General features: G+C 67.9%; 22 protein-coding genes. 6 read left to right on the top strand and 16 right to left on the bottom strand.

Going from position 1 to position 21,346, the window contains the following annotated elements; translation table 11 throughout:
- Nucleotides 1-18: 18 nt before the first annotated feature.
- Together E3O32_RS03440 and E3O32_RS03435 are read right to left on the bottom strand one after the other, a co-directional pair.
- Nucleotides 19-993, bottom strand: a complete 975-nt coding sequence (locus E3O32_RS03440; protein ID WP_134507040.1) for a tetratricopeptide repeat protein — start codon at nt 991-993, stop codon at nt 19-21.
- On the bottom strand, nt 990-2,786 hold the full coding sequence (locus E3O32_RS03435; RefSeq protein ID WP_241974531.1) for a DUF8094 domain-containing protein: 1,797 nt from the start codon (nt 2,784-2,786) through the stop codon (nt 990-992). The genes E3O32_RS03440 and E3O32_RS03435 overlap by 4 nt, the downstream gene beginning before the upstream one ends.
- A gap of 254 nt (nt 2,787-3,040) precedes the next feature.
- Between E3O32_RS03435 and E3O32_RS03430 the strand changes: the two genes are divergently transcribed.
- On the top strand, nt 3,041-4,654 hold the full coding sequence (locus E3O32_RS03430) for a DivIVA domain-containing protein (protein ID WP_134507036.1): 1,614 nt from the start codon (nt 3,041-3,043) through the stop codon (nt 4,652-4,654).
- 23 nt (nt 4,655-4,677) lie between these two features.
- Nucleotides 4,678-5,727: an AI-2E family transporter gene (locus E3O32_RS03425; RefSeq protein ID WP_134507034.1), complete on the top strand. Its 1,050-nt coding sequence runs from the start codon at nt 4,678-4,680 to the stop codon at nt 5,725-5,727.
- On the opposite strand, the gene E3O32_RS03420 is transcribed toward E3O32_RS03425, so the two are convergent.
- The 9 genes from E3O32_RS03420 to rpsB all read right to left on the bottom strand — a co-directional run bounded on the left by E3O32_RS03420 (nt 5,724) and on the right by rpsB (nt 12,399).
- A complete protein-coding gene (locus tag E3O32_RS03420) occupies nt 5,724-6,464 on the bottom strand; it encodes an alpha/beta hydrolase (protein WP_241974530.1) in 741 nt (246 codons plus the stop codon). The two genes, E3O32_RS03425 and E3O32_RS03420, sit on opposite strands and share 4 nt — an antisense overlap.
- A gap of 32 nt (nt 6,465-6,496) precedes the next feature.
- Complete coding sequence (locus E3O32_RS03415) at nt 6,497-6,793, bottom strand: hypothetical protein (RefSeq protein WP_134507030.1); 297 nt, start codon at nt 6,791-6,793, stop codon at nt 6,497-6,499.
- Between the two features lie 51 nt (nt 6,794-6,844).
- Nucleotides 6,845-7,516 carry an aggregation-promoting factor C-terminal-like domain-containing protein gene (locus E3O32_RS03410; RefSeq protein WP_241974528.1) on the bottom strand — a complete coding sequence of 224 codons (672 nt, stop codon included), beginning with the start codon at nt 7,514-7,516 and terminating at the stop codon, nt 6,845-6,847.
- A gap of 54 nt (nt 7,517-7,570) precedes the next feature.
- Nucleotides 7,571-8,119, bottom strand: coding sequence for a DivIVA domain-containing protein (locus E3O32_RS03405; RefSeq protein WP_241974526.1), 549 nt, complete (start codon nt 8,117-8,119; stop codon nt 7,571-7,573).
- A gap of 46 nt (nt 8,120-8,165) precedes the next feature.
- Nucleotides 8,166-9,179, bottom strand: a complete 1,014-nt coding sequence (locus tag E3O32_RS03400; protein WP_370249938.1) for a phosphatidate cytidylyltransferase — start codon at nt 9,177-9,179, stop codon at nt 8,166-8,168.
- Nucleotides 9,180-9,194: 15 nt separating this feature from the next.
- Entirely contained in the window at nt 9,195-9,749 is a 555-nt protein-coding gene (gene frr / locus E3O32_RS03395) for a ribosome recycling factor (protein WP_134507028.1), read from the bottom strand.
- A 31-nt stretch (nt 9,750-9,780) separates the two neighbouring features.
- The gene (gene pyrH, locus E3O32_RS03390) at nt 9,781-10,509 is read right to left on the bottom strand and encodes a UMP kinase (RefSeq protein WP_134507026.1); all 729 of its coding nucleotides are present in this window, start codon (nt 10,507-10,509) and stop codon (nt 9,781-9,783) included.
- Between the two features lie 119 nt (nt 10,510-10,628).
- Nucleotides 10,629-11,456, bottom strand: a complete 828-nt coding sequence (gene tsf, locus E3O32_RS03385; protein WP_134507024.1) for a translation elongation factor Ts — start codon at nt 11,454-11,456, stop codon at nt 10,629-10,631.
- Between the two features lie 10 nt (nt 11,457-11,466).
- Nucleotides 11,467-12,399, bottom strand: coding sequence for a 30S ribosomal protein S2 (gene rpsB / locus E3O32_RS03380; protein ID WP_134507022.1), 933 nt, complete (start codon nt 12,397-12,399; stop codon nt 11,467-11,469).
- A gap of 320 nt (nt 12,400-12,719) precedes the next feature.
- Between rpsB and E3O32_RS03375 the strand changes: the two genes are divergently transcribed.
- Nucleotides 12,720-13,232, top strand: a complete 513-nt coding sequence (locus E3O32_RS03375; RefSeq protein ID WP_134507020.1) for a M23 family metallopeptidase — start codon at nt 12,720-12,722, stop codon at nt 13,230-13,232.
- Here the strand turns inward: E3O32_RS03375 and E3O32_RS03370 are convergent.
- From E3O32_RS03370 to E3O32_RS03350, 5 genes are all read right to left on the bottom strand, one after another.
- A complete protein-coding gene (locus E3O32_RS03370) occupies nt 13,210-14,184 on the bottom strand; it encodes a tyrosine recombinase XerC (protein ID WP_420898088.1) in 975 nt (324 codons plus the stop codon). The genes E3O32_RS03375 and E3O32_RS03370 overlap by 23 nt on opposite strands.
- 26 nt (nt 14,185-14,210) lie before the next feature.
- Nucleotides 14,211-15,182 carry a phosphodiesterase gene (locus E3O32_RS03365; protein ID WP_174776478.1) on the bottom strand — a complete coding sequence of 324 codons (972 nt, stop codon included), beginning with the start codon at nt 15,180-15,182 and terminating at the stop codon, nt 14,211-14,213.
- 78 nt (nt 15,183-15,260) lie between these two features.
- Complete coding sequence (locus tag E3O32_RS03360; RefSeq protein ID WP_134507199.1) at nt 15,261-16,379, bottom strand: alcohol dehydrogenase catalytic domain-containing protein; 1,119 nt, start codon at nt 16,377-16,379, stop codon at nt 15,261-15,263.
- A gap of 37 nt (nt 16,380-16,416) precedes the next feature.
- Nucleotides 16,417-17,691 (bottom strand): DNA-processing protein DprA, encoded by a 1,275-nt coding sequence (dprA, locus tag E3O32_RS03355; protein WP_134507018.1) that lies wholly within the window; start codon nt 17,689-17,691, stop codon nt 16,417-16,419.
- Nucleotides 17,688-18,320, bottom strand: a complete 633-nt coding sequence (locus E3O32_RS03350) for an ATP-binding protein (RefSeq protein ID WP_255455478.1) — start codon at nt 18,318-18,320, stop codon at nt 17,688-17,690. The genes dprA and E3O32_RS03350 overlap by 4 nt, the downstream gene beginning before the upstream one ends.
- A gap of 12 nt (nt 18,321-18,332) precedes the next feature.
- On the opposite strand from E3O32_RS03350, the gene E3O32_RS03345 reads away from it, so the two are divergent.
- The 3 genes from E3O32_RS03345 (at nt 18,333) to E3O32_RS03335 (ending at nt 21,276) form a co-directional block, all read left to right on the top strand.
- Entirely contained in the window at nt 18,333-19,937 is a 1,605-nt protein-coding gene (locus E3O32_RS03345) for a recombinase family protein (RefSeq protein ID WP_166790756.1), read from the top strand.
- A 148-nt stretch (nt 19,938-20,085) separates the two neighbouring features.
- Nucleotides 20,086-20,304 carry a hypothetical protein gene (locus E3O32_RS03340; protein WP_134507012.1) on the top strand — a complete coding sequence of 73 codons (219 nt, stop codon included), beginning with the start codon at nt 20,086-20,088 and terminating at the stop codon, nt 20,302-20,304.
- Between the two features lie 126 nt (nt 20,305-20,430).
- Entirely contained in the window at nt 20,431-21,276 is an 846-nt protein-coding gene (locus E3O32_RS03335; protein ID WP_134507010.1) for a hypothetical protein, read from the top strand.
- Nucleotides 21,277-21,346 lie beyond the last annotated feature (70 nt).

Raw genomic sequence — 21,346 nt, 5'->3', positions numbered from 1 at the left:
CGGAAGGAGGCGGGAGGGTCAGTAGAGCAGGGCCGTCAGGCGGGACCGGGTCGGAGCAACGCGCGGGTCGTCCTGGCCGATGACCTCGAACAGGTCGAGGATGCGCTCGCGGATCCTGTTCCTGCCGGCGGGGTCCTGGGTCGGGAAGAGAGCCAGCAGGCGGTCGAAGGCGTCCTCGACATGGCCGCCGGACAGGTCCAGGTCGGCGACGAGCAGCTGGGCGTCGAGATCCCCGGGCGCCGCAGCGGCCTCCGCGCGGATCTCGGCCATGGTCCGGCCGTGCAACCGGGCCAGCAGGCCGACCTGGGCGAGGCCGGCGATGGCCATCTGGTCGCGCGGGTCCTGGGCGACCGCGGTCTTGTAGAGCGCGGTCGCGGCGGCGTAGTCGCCACGTTCGATGGCTTCGTACGCCTCACGGTGCAGCGGCGGCAACTCGGGTTCGACCGGCGCCGGCGCCTCAGCCGCGTCGTCGGCCTCCCCCGTGGGCTCCGGTGCGACGGCGGTGCCGGTGACTCCGTGCTCGGCCGCGAGCTGCAGCACGCGCTGGAGGACCTCACGGACCTGGCCTTCGGGGATCGCCCCGTTGAAGAGCTGCACCGGTTGGCCGCCGATGACCGCGGCGACGGTCGGGATCGACTGGGCCTGGAACGCCTGGGTCAGCTGCGGGTTGGAGTCGACGTCGACCTTGGCCAGCACGAACCGGCCCTCGTACTCGGCGACGAGCTTTTCAAGGAGGGGCGTGAGCTGCTTGCACGGCTCGCACCACTCGGCCCACAGGTCGACGATCACGGGCACCGTCATGGACAGTTCGAGCACCTCGCCGAAGTTCGCGTCGGTGCCCTCCAGGGTGAGGCTCGGCACCGGCACGGCGGCCGGCACTGCCCCGGCTGCCGCAGCAGGTGACCCCGGGACGGAAGCCGGTGGCCGGTTCACCAGGGACGAGAGATCGACGGCTCCGCGCATATTGACGCCGGACGGTGGCACAAGACTCATGGAAGCTCCGTGGATGAGATCAGACCCTGGGCGAAGCCAAGGAGGACGATTTTGTCGGATGAACCGGCGGCCGGCACGTGGAACAGGAGCTGGTCGCCGTAAGTGCTCTGGATTCCCTTTGCGGTCGCCGACACGCCCGACAGCGCCTTGCTGGCGCCCTCCGGGCTGACCGTCGCGCCCGCGTCGACCGGTTTCACGGTCTCGGTCTCGGTGATGCTGACGGCGACGATGCTCCCGGAGTCGTTCGTCGCCAGGGCGACCGGTGAACCAGCGCCGACGGCGGCCGCGAAATCGATCGACGCGGTCGTCGGGAGGGCGGCCCGTTTCTCGTTCTTCTTGTCGAGCCCCACCTGGGTGCGGAAGGTGTCGCCCTTCACCTGGAACAGGCCGTAGGACGGGCTCTTGTCCCCCTGGAGCAGGATGTCGGCATAGGCCGCCGCCACCTCGCCCGGCGGCAGGAGCAGCAGTTTCGAGTCGGGGGCGATGATCGGCGCGCCGATGGTCGCCGGGGCGACATCCGGCACCTTCGCCGCGGCCTCGAGCTGCACCGCGTACTCGATCAGGTAGGCCGACCGGGGAGTCTCCTGCCTCAGCACGATGGCCGTCGGTGCGACAGCGGCATCGTCCGCGCTCTGGATGACCGTCATCACGACCCGTGGCCAGGTCGAGGATTGCTGGGGAAGCGTCAGTGTCAGCGGGGACGCCGGCAACGCGGGCAACGCCGGGTAGTCAGCGATGGCCGCCCGGATCTTGTAGTTGGCCAGGCGCTGTTCCAGCGCCGGGCCGGTGAACCGGGCCGCGAGGGCGTCGCCGTTGAGCTTGGCGTCCGCGTCGGTGGTGAGAACGGCGATCCGTCGCACGATGCGTTCGAGCTGGGGCACCGTCACCGCGGGCGGCGGCACGTCCTTGACGGCCTTGGGCACGTCGGTCGCGGCGGCGGTCGCGCTGGCCGCCGCATCGGGAGTCGCCGGGGAACTCGGCCAGAAATCAGCGGAGCAACCGCTCAGCACGAGGCCGGTCACCAGGAGGACCGGCACGGTGGCGATGAATTTGCGGGTGATGGAACGGCGCGGACCGGTGATCTCGCTCGCCTTGATCGACTTGGGCCGCGGCACCCGGGGCAGCCGGGGCATCCGCGGCCCGCGCGGCAGGTTTCGGCGGGGACCGTGGGAGCGGCGCAGGTGGATGAGCGCCCACAGGTAGAGGATCAGCCCGATGACCGCGAGCGCTCCACCTCCGGCGATCAGGGGGCCGGCCATCGGGGTCGAGTTGTCGGTGGGCCAGGTGATGGTGATCTTCGTCGGCGCGGGCTTCGTGCCGTCCGAGGCGACGATGACCGCGATGCCGTCCGGAACATTGATGGTGGTGGTCAGCGAGCCCTTGCCGCTGAACTCCTGCAGCCACAGGTCGGAGCCGACCGGGTCGGTGCTCTGCCGCGCCACGGGGGCGCCGGCGGGAGCATCCGTCGACGCCTCACCGGCCGCCGCCGGGGCCTCGGTGAGCTTGCTGCTCAGCCTGGCGGTGTTCTTGACCTGACGGATGTCGTCGTAGGGCTCGTCGGCGAGCCACGCCTTGACGTCGCCCGACCGTCCGTAAGCGGCGAAAACGGTGTCTGACCCGGTGATGGTGAGCGTCTGGCTGCCGGGGAAGGCGGTGAGGGCACTGGGCTCGATGACCGCGAACCGGACATCGTCGGCGACCGTGGTGCTGACGCTCGTGGAAGCCGGTTCAAGAAAGACCGTCCGCTGGGCGATGCCGAGAACGATCATCGCGGCCGCGAGGACGAATGCCACAATGGCAAGAACAAAACGCACGTAAACCCTCCTGTGTCGCCGGCCGCCGGACGCACGCACTCGCACGCACCGCCCGGATTCGAGCCCGGGTTGCAGCAGACAGGACGTCTCACGATACTGGGTGCCGCTGAGAGGCGCCTAATAGCCCCTTGAACTCGGGACGCGACCCGGTCTCCCGGACAGACTAAAATTATCACGGCCCTGCCCTGAGAGAACCCGAATGCGGGGTCAGAGTCCCATTATGAGGAGATAGCGTGCCGACCGACGAAGCTGATTTCACCCAGGTTTTCCGTGGTTATGACAAGGAAGAGGTCGACAAGGCGTTGCAGGGTTTGCGCCGGGACCTGATCCAGGCGAACAGCCAGGCCACCGAGGCCGCCCGGGAGATCAAGCGCCTGGCCGCGCACATCGACGACCTGAACGCCGAAATCGAGGAAGTGGGCAGCCCCACCTTCTCCGGGCTCGGCACCAAGCTCGAGAACACACTTCGGGTGGCCGAGGAGCAGTCCACCCGTGTCATCGCCCAGGCCGACATCGACGCCGAGCGTCTGCGCGCGTCCGCTGCCGCCGAGGTCGACACGCTCCGCCGCGAAGCGGCCGACCACGCCGAGCGCGTCCTGTCGGATGCCGCGGTGAAGGCCGAGCGCATCCTCGAAGACGCCTCCGCGGAAGCCGACGATCTGCTTGCCCGCGCCCACGACGACTACACCACCCTCACTCAGGACGGCGTCCAGGAGGCCGCCGCCATTCGCGGCGCGGTCGCCACCGAGGCCGCGGAGCTGCGCGCCACGGTCAAACGTGAGGTGGCGGCCATCCGCTCGGAGGCCGAACGCGAGGCTGCCGAGGTGCGGGTCGTGGCCCAGCGGGAGGCCACGGAGGCCCGCGAGATCGCGGCCGGCCTCACCCGCGAAACCGAACTCACCCGGGCCGAGGTCGCGCACGAACTGGACCAGCAGCGCGCCGACCTGGCCAGGGAGACCGAGCAGGCCAGGATCGACCTCGCCGCGGAGACCGAACAGGACCGCCTGGACCTGGCCAGGGAGACCGAGCAGGCCAGGATCGATCTGGCACACGAGAGCGAGCTGGCCCGCGCCGAACTGGCAATCGAAATCGAGCAGGCGAAGATCGACCTCGAACGCGAGATCGAGCTGGCCCGGGCCGACCTCGTCATCGAGCGGGAACAGGCCCAGACCGACCTCACCCGGGACCTCGAGCGCCAGCGAGTCTCCCTCGCCCGGGAGATCGAGAAGGCCAGGGCCGATCTCGCCGCGGAACTCGAGCAGTCCCACGCCGACCAGGCGCGCGACAACGAGCAGTCCCGCGCGGACTTCACGGCCGACAGCGAACAACTGCGGATCGACCTGGACAACCAGCTCACCGCCGCACGGAAGCGCGGGGAGCACGAGGCGGCCAGGCTGCGGCGCGAGATCGACCAGACCAGGGCCGACCTCGACATCGAGCTCAAGGCTCGCCGTGACGAGGCCGAGCAGGGGCACCTGGTCCGCCACCAGGAGGCCGTCGCGCAGACCCAGAAGTTCCTCGATGAGGCGGCCCGCCAGCTCGCCGACACGAACAAGCGCACGGCCGAGCTGCGCGCGCTGAACGACCAGCTCGACAGCGGCGCCCGGAACGACGCCAGGATCGCGAAGAAGGCGGCCGAAGCCGGCGCGGAGCAGATCGTGCGAGAGGCCGAGGCCAGGGCTGCCGCCCTGGTGTCCGAGGCGGAGGCGCGCACACGCGCCCTCGTCACCGACGCCGAAGAGCGCCTCTCGCAGATTAGGATTGAGCGCGACGCGGTTGCCGGCTACTTCGAAAGCCTGCGCGGCCTCCTCACCCAGGCGGAGAGGGTCACGGCCACAGACGACTAGACCGAAGCAGGGGGAAACTCAGAGTGAAGATCCAGAACGCGTTCCGAGTCGGACTGATCGGCACCCTGGGTGTCGGCCTCGGACTGCTGATCATCAGCTCCGTCGTCACCCTGCAGACGATCATCACCTACGTCGGTGCTGCTCTCTTCATCTCCCTGGGCCTCGACCCGGCAGTGTCCTGGCTGGAGAAGAAGAAGTTTCCGCGCTGGGCCGCGATCCTCACCGTGCTGGTCGCTGTGGTCGGTGTGCTGACGGGCGTGGTCTTCGCAATTGTGCCGATCATCGTCGACCAGGTTGCCAAGCTCTCCAAGGCCATCCCCGACCTTGTCAAGTCGGTGAACACGTCCACCTTCCTGGCGGACATCCAGCGCCAGTTCCCCGGCCTCAAGGTGAACGAAATCGTCGCCTCGATCACGGACTACCTCGGCGGCAACCTGACCACGATCACGACGACGTTGATCCAGTCCGGGCTCGCCGTGGTGAGCGGCCTGTTCGGCGGGCTGATCATCCTCATCCTGTCGCTCTACTTCACCGCGTCACTGCACAGCATCAAGCGGGCGATGTACCAGCTGGTGCCGGCGACGAAGCGCGAGCGGTTCGCCGATCTGACCGAACAGATCACGACGGCCGTCGGACGCTTCGTGATCGGTCAGGCGGCGCTCGCGCTGTGCAACGGAGTACTGAGCTTCATCTTCCTCTCGATCATCGGGGCGCCGTTCCCGGCTTTGCTTGCACTGATCGCGTTCCTGCTCTCGCTCATTCCGCTGGTCGGCACGATCAGCGGTTCGGTCATCATCGTGCTGACCTGCCTCGTGCCCGGGATCGGGAGCTCGCCGCTGACCGCCCTCGTCGCGGCGATCTACTACCTCGTCTACATGCAGGTTGAGGCCTACCTGCTCAGCCCCAACATCATGAACCGGGCGGTGTCCGTTCCGGGCGCCGTCGTCGTCGTCGCCGCCCTGGCCGGTGGACAGCTGCTCGGCATCCTGGGCGCGCTGATCGCGATCCCCGTCGCCGCCTCGGTGATCATGATCATCAAGCAGGTCGTCATCCCCAGGCAGAACGAGCTCTAACCCGGTACCGCCTGGCCGGCCCAGACGGTCGGCAGCGGTGCGGCCGAGGGATTCACGACGGCGACGATCTCGTCCAGGATCCGACGGGTCTGGCTCTCCCCCACCCACAGGTGCTTTCCGCCGTCGACGGCGATGAACCGGGTGCCCGGCACACTCGCGAACCGTTTCCTCGCCTCGTCGGGGCGCAGATAGTCATCGTGTTCGGGAATGATGGCCACGAGCTGGCGTTCGTTGCCTGCCCAGGCGGCCAGTTCGGCATCCGTCGCCCGGTGCAGCGGCGGGGAGAGCAGGATGGCGCCGCGGATCGGATGCTCGAGGCCGTACTTGACGGCGAGCTCGGTGCCGAACGACCAGCCGACCAGCCACGGATTCGGTAGGTGCCGTTCGGCGACGAAGGCCATGGCCGCTGCCACGTCGGCGCGTTCGGCGTCGCCGTGGCCGAACTCCCCGTCACTGGTGCCCCGGGGCGACGTGGTCCCGCGGGTGTTGAACCGCAGCACGGCCAGTCCGGCCAGGGCCGGCAGTCGCCCGGCGGCCTTTCGCAGGATGTGGGAATCCATGAATCCGCCGTGCGTCGGCAGAGGGTGCAGGGTGACGAGGGTCGCCACCGGGGGGCGATCCGCCGGAGTCGCGAGTTCCCCGACCAGGGTGAGGCCGTCCGTGGTGTGCAGTTCGATGTGCTCGCGCACGGCCGGCAGTTCGATCCCGCCCCTGATTTCTACGGCGTTCGGACTCACGGATGCTCCTTCTCGGCCGGCACCGGACGGCGTCATTTGATCTTCCAGCAGTGTGCGTGCCAGTGGCGGCGGGCGGCGAGGTCGGCGGCCTCGCCCATCAGGCCGTCACCGCGCCAGGCGACGAGGTGGGCCCGGCCCGGTTCGATCTCGAGGTTGCAACCCGGGCAGACGTAACTCTTCCCCGCCCGCGCGGCAGCGACCGGTTGCACTGTCCACAGGCCGTCTCTGCGGGTCTCCGTGCGACGCCAACCGGCCCGCAGCCGGTCGAGGCCGTCGCCGTTCTCCTCCGGCCCGGGTCGGTGGCCCCTGGGTCGGTTACTGCGTGGCATTCGGCCAGTCTACGTCGATGGCGCTGGGCCGGAAGACGGTGTCGCTGCGGGTCAGTACCAGCCGTTGTCGACAGAGTGCGCCCAGGCGCCGCAGGGCGTGCCGTAGCGGCCCGACACGTAGCCGAGGCCCCATTCGATCTGTGTCCCGGCGTTGGTCTCCCAGTCGGCGCCGGCAGACGCCATCTTGGAACCTGGCAGCGCCTGCGGGATGCCGTAGGCACCGCTGGACGAGTTGGCGGCGTTGACGCGCCAGCCGGACTCCTTGTTCCAGAGCGAGACGAGGCAGTTGAACTGGTCCTCGCCCCAGCCGCGGGCGACGACCTTGTCATGGGCGATCGCCTGGGCGGAGCCCGGGTCGGGCACGGCTGCCGACGGGGCGCGGCCGCTCGAGCTGGAGGCGGACTTGGCGGCAACCGGAACCGGAACGGGCTTCGGCTTCTCGGTGACGGTGAAGTTGTCGCGGGTGATGGTGTTCGTGTATGCCCCGGCGACCTGGATCTCCTGCACGGCCTGGCCGCCGAAGCGATCGCCGGCGATCTGGAAGTAGGGGGATGCCGTGGCGCCGGAGTACGGGTCGACGACGCTGACGAGCACGAAGGCGGCCGCAGCGGTGAACGCGAAGGTGAACAGGGAGGCCTGCCCGCGGGACCGAGGTCGTCGCATCCGGGGTCTGACGGGCCTGCCGGCCGGCTCGGACGCGATGATGTTCAGATGTCTACCCACGATTCGTCGAGCCTAGCCCAGATTCGGGATAACAGCCAGATAACGGAGCCGCATTCAGCGCACCGCCAACATCACGTCGACGACGGCGTCGAGGACTGCGTCGACCTGGGCCTCGCGGTAGCCGCCCCGTTCCGGCTTGAAGACGACCCCGCGCACACCGTCGACCGTGATCGGGAATCCCGCCTCGAAGTACTTCACGAGCTTGTTCGCGAATCGGTCGACATCCGCTCGGCTGTAGCCGACGCTGAGGAAGCTGGTGCGGGAGAAGCGGTGGCCGGAGCGTCGGCTGAGCCGGTTGACGAGCACCTGCGCTTTCGCGCGGGCGTCCTCGAGCCAGGCCTGCTGGCCGCCGGTGCGGGAGGCAAGGTCACGGTCGCGGGAGGCGAAGGCGTCTTCGAGCCGTTCCAGGGCCGCGTCGACGTGCACGGGCGAGTAGCCGCCCCTCTTCATGGCGAATGCGGTGTGCCGGATCGTCTCGGCAGTGAGCGTCGCGCTGTCGTCTGAACCGTCATACGCCCGCCGGGCAGCCTCGAGGAACTCATCGACCTGGGCTGCGCTGTAGCCGAGCGTCTTCTTGGGCGTGCGGGGGAAGGTGGTGGTCACTGCTTCATTCTGCCCCACCCTGCCCATGGTGTCGAAAGCGGGCAACTCAGGCGAAGATCAGGTACAGCGCGTACGCGGCGGCAGCCGACGGCAGGATCGAGTCCAGCCGGTCGAGGAAGCCCCCGTGGCCCGGCAGCCAGGAACTCATGTCCTTGATGCCCAGGTCGCGCTTGATCAGCGACTCGGCCAGGTCGCCGAAGGTGGCGCTGAGCAGGATTACCACACCGAAGATGAGCCCGAACCACCAGGGCTGATGCATCATGAAGACGGCGAGGACGACTCCGGCGATCAGGCAGACCGCGCCGGCCCCGGCGAATCCCTCCCAGGTCTTCTTGGGGCTGATCGTGGGAACCATCTTGTGCTTGCCGAAGCTGAGGCCGGTCGCGTAGGCGGCCGTGTCGGCGGAGATGACGAGGAGCAGGAAGGCGAGCGTCCACCACTGCCCGTCGGGCTGGGCGGCCAACAGCACGGAGAAGCTGCCCAGGAACACCACGTACGACTGAATGAAGAACCCGGAGCCGATGTCACCGACCACGTCGCGGGCGGGCGCCCGGTGAGCCGGCAGGATGAGCAGCGCCACTCGCCAGAGAGCGATCAGAAGGATGCCGCCCAGCATGGCCAGCCACTGGCCGGCCGCCCCGAGGTAGAAGGCGGCGGGGACGACCGACACTGCCGCGAGCACCACGGGGATGCGTGGGACATTCCGGCCCGCGTGCCGGAGCGCCTGGGCCAGTTCGAAGGCGGTGAGGCCGACGAACGCCGCCGCGCAGACCATGAACAGCTCTTTGATGAAGATGAGACTGAAGAGCATGAACAGGCCGAGGGCGAGCCCGATCAGGATCGCCAGGATCAGGTTGCGGCCGGTGCGCGCCTCGATCCGTTCGTTGGTCGCGTCGAGCTGCGCCCGGGTCGCCTGCACCTGTCGCTCGAAGTCGGCGCGGGTCGACTGCATCTGCCGCTCGATGTCGCTCCTGGCCGCGTGCACCTGGGCCCGGAACTCTGCGCGGCTGACCCCGTGCGCGCGCTTGGGCGGCAGTTCCTTGTTCGGATCGTCCGACATGACGCTGACTCCGCCCTAGATCTCGAGGAGTTCGGCTTCTTTGCGTTTGAGCGCATCGTCGATGGCGTCGACGTGGGTCTTCGTGATCTGCTCGAGTTCCTTCTCGGCCCTGGCCACGTCGTCGTCGCCGACTTCGCTCTTCAGCGCATCGAGCTCGTCCTTCGCCTTGCGACGCAGGTTGCGCACCGACACCTTGGCGTCTTCGGCCTTGGTGCGAACGATCTTGACGTATTCCTTGCGACGGTCGGCCGTGAGCTCCGGCAGCGTGGCCCGGATGACGTTGCCGTCGTTGCCGAGGTTGGCGCCGAGGTTGGGGGTGTCGCGGATGGCCTGCTCGATGTCGCGCAGGGCGCCCTTGTCGTACGGGCCGATCAGCAGCGTGCGCGCCTCCTGGTTCTGCAGGGAGGCGAGTTGCTCGAGCGGCGTCGCGGTGCCGTAGTAGTTGACGAGGATCTTCGCGAACATCTGCGGGTTCGCGCGTCCGGTTCGTACGGTCGCGAAATCGTCCTTGGCGGCTTCGAGTGCCTTGTGCATGCGTGCGGTGGCATCGGACAGAACATCCGTGATCACGGTGACTCCTTCTTCGGTGGCTTCAACAATCCTAGTTGGAGACGAGGGTTCCCAGATCGGCGCCGAGAATGGCGGCGGTCACGTTGCCGTGCGGTGCCATGCCGAAGACCTGCATCGGCATCCCGTTGTCCATGCAGAGGCTGAACGCGGTCGAGTCGACGACCTTGAGGCCGCGCTGGAGGGCGTCCTGGTAGGTGATGTGGTCGATCTTGCGCGCGTCCGGGTCGGTGCGCGGGTCGGCGGAGTAGACCCCGTCCACGCCGTTTTTGGCGACGAGCACGATGTCCGCGTCGATCTCCAGGGCGCGCTGCGCGGCGACCGTGTCGGTCGAGAAGTACGGGAGTCCGGCGCCGGCGCCGAAGATGACGACACGGCCCTTCTCCAGGTGGCGCTCCGCGCGGCGCGGGATGTACGGCTCCGCGACCTGGGTCATGGCGATGGCGGACTGCACGCGGGTCTCCGCGCCCGCCTGCTCAAGGAAGTCCTGCAGGGCCAGGGCGTTCATCACGGTTCCGAGCATGCCCATGTAATCGGCACGACCTCGGTCCATGCCGCGCTGGGACAGTTCCGCGCCTCGGAAGAAGTTGCCGCCGCCGACGACGATGGCGATTTCCACGGTCCTGGCTGCTTCGGCGATTTCGCGCGCGAGGGCGCTGATCACGTCGGGGTTGACGCCGAGGCTGCCTGCCCCGAATGCTTCACCCGACAATTTGAGGAGGACCCTGCGCTTCTTGCTCGGCTTCGTTCGCGTGTCTGACATGCCCGTGAGCGTCCTTCCGTTGTGCGTGTTCTAAAACTACTGTGTGCGCTGCTGGGGGCCCACACAGAGAAAGAGACCGGATTGCGACTGCAACCCGGTCTCCCTCATTGTGAATCCTGTTACGCGCCGACCTTGAATCGGGCGAAGCCCGACACGGTCAGTCCGGCATCGGCCAGGACCTTGCTGACGGACACCTTGTTGTCCTTGGCGTAGTCCTGCTCCAGCAGGGCAACCTGCTTGAAGAACGCGTGGATGCGACCCTCGACGATCTTGGGCAGCGCCGCTTCCGGCTTGCCTTCGTTCTTCGAGATCTCGGTGACGATCCGGCGCTCGGCCTCGACGGCATCCGTGGGGACGTCTTCCTTGGCCAGGTACTCCGGGTTCGCGAACGAGATGTGCTGGGCCACGCTGCGCGCGGTCTCAGCGTCGTCACCTGAGTAGCCGAGAACAACGCCGACCTGCGGGGGCAGGTCCTTGCTGGTCTTGTGCAGGTAGATCGCGAACTTCTCACCCTTGACGGATGCGACGCGGCGCAGTTCGAACTTCTCACCGATGATCGCGGCTTCGCCGTCGATCAGTTCGCCGACGGTCTGGCTGCCGGCCGGGGCGGCCAGGCCTTCCTCCACCGTGGTGGCGCCGGCCGCGGCAACCGCGTCCAGGACCTTGTCGGCCAGCGCGACGAACTTGTCGCCCTTGGCGACGAAGTCGGTCTCGCAGGCGAGCTCGATCAGGGTGGCGGTGTCGCCGATTTCCTTGGCGGCGACGAGGCCCTCCGAGGTGGAACGGTCAGCGCGCTTGGCGTTGCCCTTGGCACCCTTCATCCGGAGGAGCTCGACGGCCTTTTCCATGTCGCCTTCGGCTTCAACGAGGGCGTTCTTGGTGTCGACCATGCCGGTTCCAAGACGCTCGCGCAGCGCCTTCACGTCTGCGAGGCTGATGCTTGCCATACTCGATTCCTTACTTGGCTTCTTCGGTGGGAGCGTCGGCGGCAGCAACGGCTGCGGCTTCCTCTTCCACAACGGGGACCTCTTCGACGACGGCCTCGGCAGCGACCTGCTCGGCGGCGACGGCTACATCGGCAACCTCAGCGGTCTCGGCGGACGACTGCTCGGGGGTCGCGTCGGTTGCAGCGGCTTCACCGGTCTGCAGCAGTTCGGCTTCCCAGGCGGCGAGAGGCTCGACTTCGGCCTCCGGCTTGGCGTGGCGCTGGATGAGCCCCTCGGCCGCTGCGTCCGCGATGATGCGGGTCAGCAGGCCGACCGAACGGATGGCGTCGTCGTTGCCCGGGATCGGGTACTGAACGTCGTCGGGGTCGCAGTTGGTGTCGAGGATCGCGATGACGGGGATGCCGAGCTTGCGTGCCTCGTCGATGGCAAGGTGCTCCTTGTTGGTGTCGACAACCCACAGCGCGGACGGCGTCTTCGTGAGGTTGCGGATACCGCCGAGGCTCTTGTGAAGCTTGATGAGCTCGCGCTTCTTGATGAGCATTTCCTTCTTCGTGAAGCCGCTCTTGGCGGTGTCCTCGAAGTCGAGCTCTTCGAGCTCCTTCATGCGGGCCAGACGCTTGGAGACGGTCTGGAAGTTGGTGAGGAGGCCACCGAGCCAGCGCTGGTTGACGTAGGGCTGGCCGACACGGGTCGCCTGCTCCTGAATCGATTCCTGCGCCTGCTTCTTGGTTCCGACGAAGAGGACGGTGCCGCCGTGGGCGACGGTCTCCTTGACGAAGTCATAGGCCTTGTCGACGAACCCGAGCGACTGCTGCAGGTCGATGATGTAGATGCCGGACCGCTCGGTGAAGATGAATCGCTTCATCTTCGGGTTCCAACGGCGGGTCTGGTGCCCGAAGTGCACGCCGCTGTCGAGCAGCTGGCGAATGGTTACGACGGCCATGAGCCGTACTCCTTGTCCGGCGCGCCTGCAGGGCAGAGCAACGCCAATCGGTTTGTGTCGTGATCGGATGACCACTACTCCTGGTGCCCGGCACGCATCCGCCTGCTTCCGGGGAAGCGAGGACCGAGTGGATACGGAGGCCGATTGGGCACGCGTAGTCAGCGCACGAAGCGCTGCTTGGACGAGTTTAGCACCCGACGGGAGGGCTGCCGTGCACCGGCAGGGGCCGGGGTTCCCACCACAGTGAGAGGCCGGACGGCCCCCTCCACGGATGCCCGACCGGCGGGCCGGGCGCGCCCGGACAGCGGCACGGTGGAGGCATGCAGCTCCCCCGCCTCTTCGCCGCAGCGGCAGTGGCTGCCGCCGCCCTAATTCCCGCCGCAGTGCCCCCACCTCAGCCCTGGGTCTGGCCGCTCACGACGCACCGGATGCTGGCCGAGTTCGCAGCGCCTGCCACCGACTACTCCGCGGGACATCGCGGTCTCGACCTGGCCGCGGGCGAGCGGGAACCGGTCTTCGCCGTGTCGGACGGCGTGGTGGCTTTCGCGGGAATCGTGGTCGACCGACCGGTGCTGTCGATCCGGCATGCCGGCGACCTGACCTCAAGCCTGGAGCCCGTGGCCGCGGTCGTCTCGGCGGGTGAGACGGTCGCCCGCGGCCAGCTGGTCGGGCATGTCGGGGCGGGCGGTCACTGCTCCGGCCGGTGCGTGCACCTGGGGGCGCGCCTGCACGGGCGGTACGTCTCTCCCCGCCAGTACCTCGGCGGCATCCGCCGGGCCGTACTGCTGCCGCTCGCCGGGGAAGGGCCGGCTACGCCCTGGGGTGCGCGGTGAGGTAACTCTGCTTGAGGCGTTCCGCCGACACGTGGGTATAGATCTGGGTGGTGCCGAGGCTCGCGTGACCGAGCAGCTCCTGGACCGCCCGGAGGTCGGCTCCGCCGTCGAGCAGATGGGTGGCCGCCGTGTGGCGCAGCGCGTGCGGGCCGGCCGGGCCGTTGCCCGGAACATCGGCGAGGAGGGTGGCGACGAGGCGGTACACGGCTCGCACGCCCAGCCGCCGCCGGGCGGTGCCGAGGAACAAGGCAGCGGCCGCGGGCACAGGGGGATTGTGCACAGGGGTCTCGGGCGGGAGTTTCGCGGCGGCCAGCACCGGCCGCCCCCGGTCGAGGTACCCGAGGATGGCGGACTGGGCCGGGACTCCGAACGGCACGACCCGCTCCTTCGATCCCTTTCCGGTCACCCGCACGGTGAGCCGGTGCAGGTCGACGTCGCCGGTATCGAGTCCGACGAGTTCGGAGACGCGCAGCCCCGACGCGTAGAGCAGTTCGACGATCGCGAGGTCGCGCAGGGCGTGCGGCTCGCCGCCGGCCGCGCGCTGCTCGAGCTGACCGAGCAGGTCCTGCATCTGGGCGTGGTTGATCACCCGGGGCAGGGTGCGGCCCGGCTTCGGCGAGCGCAGCCGGATCGCCGGGTCGGCCGGGCTCGCTCCGGTGCGCGCCAGCCACGCGGTGAAGCCGCGCGCCGAGGCGGACCGGCGGGCGATGGTCGCCCGCGCCAGCCCGGCCTGGCTGCCGACCCAGAGCCAGTCCCGGAGGAGGTCCAGGGTCAGTGCGGACGAGCCGGCCACGCCGCGCTCCTCGGCGAACGCGAGCAGCCCGGCCAGGTCGCTCCGGTAGGCGCGGATGGTATGTGGGGAGAATCCGCGCTCCGCGGCCAGGTAGACGGCGAAGTCCTCCACGGCCGCGGCCAGGGATATCGTCTGCCCCGCCACGGTCTGCCCTGTCACGGATTGGCCTGTCACGGATTGGCCTGTCACGCCACGCTTCCAGTCGAGTCGACCTGGCGGGAGAAGGCCTCGGTGCGTTCCTCAGGGCTGAGCGACTGCATCCGGGCCAGGAATGCCGGGTCGAACCTGGTCGCGACGTCGAATTCGCCCAGCGGCACGGTCGAGTGCACGATCTGGTCGTCATAGACGTGCACGAGGTTGATCGACTGCCCACCGCTCTGCCCGACCAGTTCCCCCTGCGGGGCGCTCGCATCGAGGGTGTAGCAGGTGGCGGCGGCGACGGAGACCGGGACGCCCGCGAACAGTCCGGTCGTGGCGTAGTGGAGGTGACCGCCGAGGATGGTCCGGACGTCGCTGCCGGCGATCACCTCGGCAAGCCGGGCCTGGCCGCGGAGTTCCAGGATGCTCATCAGCGGAATCATGGTGGGGATGGGCGGGTGGTGCAGGGCCAGCACCGTGCCGTGGGGTGCCGGTTCGCTGAGCAGGTCGGCCAGCCAGTCGAGCTGGGACTGGGTGAGCTCGCCGTGGTGATAACCGGGAACGCTGCTGTCGAGCGCGATCAGGCGGACTCCCCCGAGGTCGAACACCGCGTCGACCGGAGCGTCGGACCCGGCCTGGCCGAGGAGGTCGGTGCGGAATGCGGCTCGCTTGTCGTGGTTGCCCATCACCCAGACGACCTGGGCGCCGAGTCGATCGGCCGACGCCTCGACGAGGGCGCGCACCCGGCGATAGGCATCCGCTTCCCCGGTGTCGGCGATGTCGCCGGTGAAAACGAGAGCGTCGGGGCGCAGCCCGGAGCGTTCGAGTTGGGCCAGCGCCTGGCGCACGGGCGTGTCGGTGTCGACTGTTCCGTAGAGCGCCCGAGAGCCGCCGAGGAAGTGCGTGTCGCTGATGTGGGCGATCAGGTGGCTGGCCGGCCCGTGCTGGCCCATCTGGATCTGCTGGACCTGCTGGACCTGGTGGGTCTGCTGGACCTGCTGGTTCGGGACGACTGCCATGCCTTGCCTTGCCTTTCATCGATGTCGCTCACACTACGGCTCGCCCCCGACGCTCGCGGGGTGCGCCGCACGTCCGGGTCAGGCGAAGGCGAAGAGCCGCCGCACCACGGCCCCGTCGGCGAGCGCATCGAGCCCCTCGTTGAGCTCGGCTATCGGCTTCGTGTCGGTGTGCAGCAGCTCGACGGGGAGGGTGCCGTCACGCCACATCTGGAGATAGAGCGGGATGTCCCGCGCCGGCAGGGAATCGCCGAGGTAGGAGCCGAGCAAACGCACGCCGGTTCCCGCGAACTGCAGCGCCGGCACGCTGAGGATCTGGTCGGGATGCGGCAGCCCGACCGAGACCAGGGCGCCGCCTCGGGTGAGGAGCCCGAGGCAGGCCTCCATCACCCGGGCGCTGCCGACGGCCTCGATGGCGACGTCGACGCCGTCCCCGGCGTACTCCGCGACGAGCGCTGCGGCCTGGTCGGGGGAACCGGCATGATCGGCGCCGGCCCGGAGGGCGAGGCGCTGCTTCTCGGGGAGCGGATCGACGGCGATCACGCAGGTTCCGGGAATGCGGGCGGCCGCCATGACCGCCATCAGGCCCACCGCGCCCAGACCGAAGACGACCACGGACTGGCCGGGGGCCAGCCGGGCGGTGTTCCGCACGGCGCCGATCCCGGTCAGCGCCGCACAGCCGAACAGGGCCGCGATGTCGAACGGGACATCCTCGTCGATGACGACCACGGACTCGCGGGCGACGACCGCGAACCCGGAGAAGGCGGAGACCCCGAGGTGGTGGTTGAGCCTCACTCCCGACGCCGTCCTGAGGGCGGCCGGTCCGTGCAGGAGGTCTCCGCTGCCGTTGGCTTCCGCACCGCGGTGGCAGAGGGCCGGGCGGCCGGCGTCGCAGGCGCGGCAGTCGCCGCAGCTCGGCACGAAGACGAGCACAACCCGGTCGCCGACCTGGACATCCGTCACGCCGGCGCCGACCTCGGCGATCGTCCCGGCAGCCTCGTGCCCGAGCGCCATCGGCAGCGGACGGGGCCGGGACCCGTTGACCACGGAGAGGTCGGAGTGGCACAGGCTGGCCCGTTCGATCTTCACCAGCACCTCGCCCGGACGTGGCGCCGGCACCGCCACCGTCTCGTGGCGCAGCGGCCGGCTGTCGGCGTAGGGGCGCGGCAACCCGGTGTCGTAGAGGATTGAGCTGAGCATCGTTGCCTGCGTCATGCTGTCCAACCTAACCCGCGGGTCAGGTGGAGGCGCGCACCCAGCCGGTTTCACGTTCCCGGGCGGCGCCCTCGAGGTCGAGGCCGCCGAGGGCACCCTGGACGGCCGCGACGGACAGGCCCGCCCGGCGGGCCACGTCATGCACGGTGCGCGGGGACCGGGCGCTCAACGCGTCGAACACCCGGATCTGGTCGCTGGTGCGTTCACCCCGGCCCGGTGCGCCGCCCCGGGCGCCCGTCTCACTGTCACCGGGGAAGTCGAGCGGCACCTGGACCACCCGGTCGCCGACGAGTTCGGCCATCTCCGCTGCCGTGGTCACGCACACGGCGTCGTATTCGCGGATCAGCCGGTGGCAGCCGGCCGACGTCGGAGAGGTGACCGGGCCCGGCACGGCCCCCAACGGGCGACCAAGGGCGGCGGCATGCCCGGCCGTGTTGAGCGAACCCGACCGCCAGCCTGCCTCCAACACGATCGTGGCCGCACTGGACGCCGCGATCAACCTGTTGCGTTGCAGGAATCGCCACTTCGTCGGGGCAGCCCCGCACGGCAGTTCGGAGACCACCGCGCCGGCGGCCACGATGCGCCCCAGCAGCGCGTCGTGGCCGCTCGGGTAGAACCGGTCGACTCCCCCGGCGAGAAAGGCGACGGTGAGCCCTGAGCTGGCGAGGGCCGCCCGGTGGGCCATCCCGTCGATGCCGTAGGCAGCCCCGGAGACGATCGTGAACCCGCGGTCGACCAGCCCGGCCGAGGATTCCATGGCGACGTGTTCGCCGTACCCGGTGGCCGCCCTCGCCCCGACCAGGGCGATCGAGTTCGCCAGCGAGGCCAGGGCCGGGGCGGTGCCTCGCCACCACAGGGCGAGCGGGGCATTCCGGCCGAGGTCGTCGACCCCGGCGGGCCACACCTCGTCACCAGGCAGGGCCAGCCGGGCGCCCACCCGGGCCGCCTGCTGGAGGCAACGGGTGACTTCCCCCGCAGACAGGCGCGGACGCCACCGCTGCAGGGCCTGCCCCAGTTCCTCCGCGAAGCCCTCCGGCACGCCGGTGGCCCCGACCCGCGCGGCGAGCCTGCCTGGCGAGCCCGGCTCGAGCACGGCGGCCAGGGCCGGCCCGGCACCGAGCCGGTCGACCAGCACTCCGGCGGTGCCGTCCCCTGGCTCGGCGATGCAGGTCCAGGCCGCCCGGGCGAACACCTCGCCCGCGAGGCCGGGTTCCATCCCGGCCCGGGGGGCGTGCGACGGGCGCACGCCTTCCGCAAGCCCGGCCACCGCGGCCTCGTCCAGTCCGAAAAGCGTCATGATGTCATTCCCTTCCGCAGGTAGAGCGCTTGCCCGACCTGTTCGGCGCCGGGGCGTGCAACGCCGCCGAGGTCGGCGATTGACCAGGCCACCCGGAGCACCCGGTCATAGCCGCGCATGGTGATCCCGCCGCGTTCCAGCGCCCGGTCGAGGATCGCGGTCGCCTCGCCGGGGAGCCTGGCGTGTGCGCCCCGCAGCCACGGCCCCGGCACCTCCGAATTGAGCGACCATGGCGTGTCTGCCAGCCGTTCCGCCGCCGCGGCCCTGGCCTGCTCAACGTGCGCTCTCGCCGTCGCACTGGTCAGGCGTGGACCGTCGGCGGCCAGGCGCAACTGCGCGGCCGTGACGCGCTGCACCCGCAGCTGGATGTCGATCCGGTCGAGCAGGGGGCCGGAGAGCCGGGCGAGGTATCGTCTCCGGGCGCTCGGCGGGCAGCTGCAGTCGAGGTCGGCGGCCCCGTACTGGCCGCAGGGACACGGGTTGGCGGCCATCACGAGCTGAAACCTGGCCGGGAACCGGGCCACGGCGTTCGCTCGATGGATGCTGATCACACCCGACTCCAGCGGCTGGCGGAGCGCGTCGAGCACGGCCGAGGCGAACTCCGGGGCCTCAGCGATAGTGCAGAATATAATACCTATATCATGGAAAACATTCGCAAGCCCCTCGCGGCAATTTACGCGCGTCTGTCGGTGGACCGCGACGGTAAGAAAGTTGGCATCGACACTCAGTTAGAGGACTCGCGCAAGCTTGCAAAGGAGCGCGATTGGATCGTCGTCGATGAGTACATCGATCGGAATCTAACGGCTGGGGACAAGCTCGTTCATCGGCCTCAGTATGAACGGTTGGTGCGCGACTTCGCGGCGGGCAAATACGCATCTGTAATTTGCTGGGATCTCGACCGCCTCACCCGCCAGCCTCGCCAGCTCGAGGACTGGATCGATGCTGCGGAATCCAAGTCCGTCATTGTCGTCACAGCCAACGGTGAAGCCGACCTCGGGACAGATGGAGGGCGTTTGTACGCTCGGGTCAAAGTAGCTGTTGCTAAAGGCGAGACCGAGCGTGCAAGCGCGCGCCAGAAGCGGAGCAAGCAAGCACGTCGCGAATCAGGGCAATGGCACGGTGGGCCTGCCCCGTATGGCTACCACGCCGAGGGAGGCACTCTGGTGGCCGAGCCGGGCGAGGTCCAACTCATCAAAGAAGCCGCGCGACGTTTGCTCGACGATCGAGAGGCAATGGCCTCGATCGTCAAGGACTGGAATAGCTCGACAGTGCCAGGAGGCCCGGAGCCGAAGCACCGATCACGAAAGGGCAACCATTGGCGACAGCCCAATCTCCGATCTATCCTCATGAACCGGGCGATGCTCGGTGAGACAAAGGCAGGTGTGAAGGGTTGGGATGCCATCCTCGATCAGCGCACATTCGACCGCTTGCAAACGCTGCTCACCGATCCCTCGCGAAAGGTGACCCACTCCCCTGGTGTCAAGGGTGGCAAATATGCGATGACCGGTGGACTGACTGTGTGCGGGCACTGCGGCAAACCGTTGGTGTCGTCACAGAAACGACGCTCAAAGGATTATGTGCAGATCAGTATCGGCTGCCTCAACCGCGTGCACGGTGCTGACCCCAAACACCACGTCCAGAAACTTCGCGAGGTCACTCGCAATGGCGAGAAGGTGAAAGTCTGGCAGGACACCGGGCGTGTGGCGATCGACCACCGTGCGCTCGAACAGTATGTGTGGCGCGAGGTCATTGCACGCCTCGAGGCGACGCCGCGGTGGGATCAGCGCATGTCCGAAAAAGACCCTCGCGTCAACGATCGCATCGACGCTTTCGAAACCGAACGGTCGGCGTTGCGGGATCAGCGCGGGCGAGTGAAGCGAGCCTTCGTCGCGGGCATTATTGAGAGTGAAGCTGAAGCCAAGCGGGAGATGGACCGCATCGATGATGAACTCGACGGCATCGAGCGCGAGATAGACCGGCTCGTGGTTCGGCCGGTAATGGATGAGGCATTCAAGAACATCGGTGGACTGGCAGCGACGTGGCCGACATGGGCACCCGGTAGACGGCGTGCAGCGCTACGAGGCTTCATCGACAGAGTAATCATCAACGACCGGCCTAAGGGCGTCTCGCCGGCGCTCCCGCGCACGCGCGGCGAGTCTGACGAGTCACTTCAGGAACGGCAGCGCGAACACATGCTCGACATCGTGAAGCAGCGTGTTCAGATCGTCTGGAAGTGGACAGCCTGATTGGTATATGCTTATCGGACTGAAGCATTCGCGTCCGCAACTTCGTAAGGTAGGCGGGCGAGGTTCATACCTTCGCAGTAGTTGATAGCGGACAGAGCCTCCGGTGAAGCAGCACGCTATGTCGTGCATTCCATCAGGAGGAACCATCATGTCCACCAACAAGGAAATCATCCTCACCATCGGCGTCACGCGAAACGACGACGGCAGCTTCACAGGCTCGATCTCGAAGCCTGGCGAGGAGTACTACGACGGAGTCTCGGACTTGTCCGAAATCGCGTGCGTTGCCACTGACATGGCCGATCTCGTCCGCGAGGCGATCCACGACGCGTTCGAGGGACCAATCGAGTTCAAGCGGTCAGATTCGTAGAAGACCGGCAGACGCATCGAGGGCACCGGGGATATCAACTATCGAACCGGTGCTCTCAATGCCTGAGCGAGCGCGTCGGGGCCTATGCAAGCGCATTCTGTCCAGACCGTTCGGTAATCTTCAGGGGTGAGTGAAGAGACTACGACCAAGGGCCGGCTGGGCACGCCGGTGGAGTTACTGATTGGCTCGGTGATCGGTGCTGTCCTCGGCTGGCCGATTACGAAGGCGCTAGACGGATTGGCCGCTGACAACAAGTGGCCCACGTGGGTCTACATGATCGGCACGGTCATTGGCGTCGCCTTGGTGCTCTTTGTTATGACCTTCATTGTCACGCCATGGCGGAGGACTATCTGGGGAAGCCTCGGTCGCAGTTTCAAATGTTTGTGGTCATGGAGGCCTGTCAGCAACCGAGGACTCCTACACGTGATTGGGGTACTACGGACAGATATGGCGAATGTCGCCCTAGAGGCGGCTCACCAATACGACCAGCAGAAACAGGACCTCGAAGAGGCGAAAAAGTTGTACGTGGAAGCGACTAACCGTCCCAATGTGGTGATCAACCGTGTGGCGGGGTCCTCCATTGCGACCGGTGGCCCGGTAATTCCCCTCCCTGATCCTCGCTGGACTATCATTCACAACGACTTTGACAGGGGTGTGGAGAATTTCCTCCTGACCAACCATGTCCCACGCAGCTTTGCCAAAGAGGTCAGGGTTGAGGGCGAAACCGACAGAAACGGTTACTCAGAGGTCACCATCCTGGACGCTGCCACCTTCGAGGATCTGTCGGGCAACGAATACGGTGAATTTCTGGCAAGGTTCGATGAGCATGCACGCTGGAGTGGTGCCCCTTTTGAGGTCAGCTGGTACGACGAGAACGGTACTCATCGGGCTCAAACGATCTTCGTGCCCGGCTGGGAACCTGCGCCGCCGCCTGCGCCGAGCCAATGGAATTCCGACGAGACACCGTTCTAACTATGTGAACGATGCCGCTTGGCGACATCGCGAATAGCATGGGACAATGGAAGACGACGGCCTAAGCACA

The organism is Cryobacterium mannosilyticum, assembly GCF_004402705.1.
Taxonomy (GTDB): Bacteria; Actinomycetota; Actinomycetes; order Actinomycetales; family Microbacteriaceae; genus Cryobacterium; species Cryobacterium mannosilyticum.
This window is presented reverse-complemented; position numbering and strand designations above follow the sequence as displayed.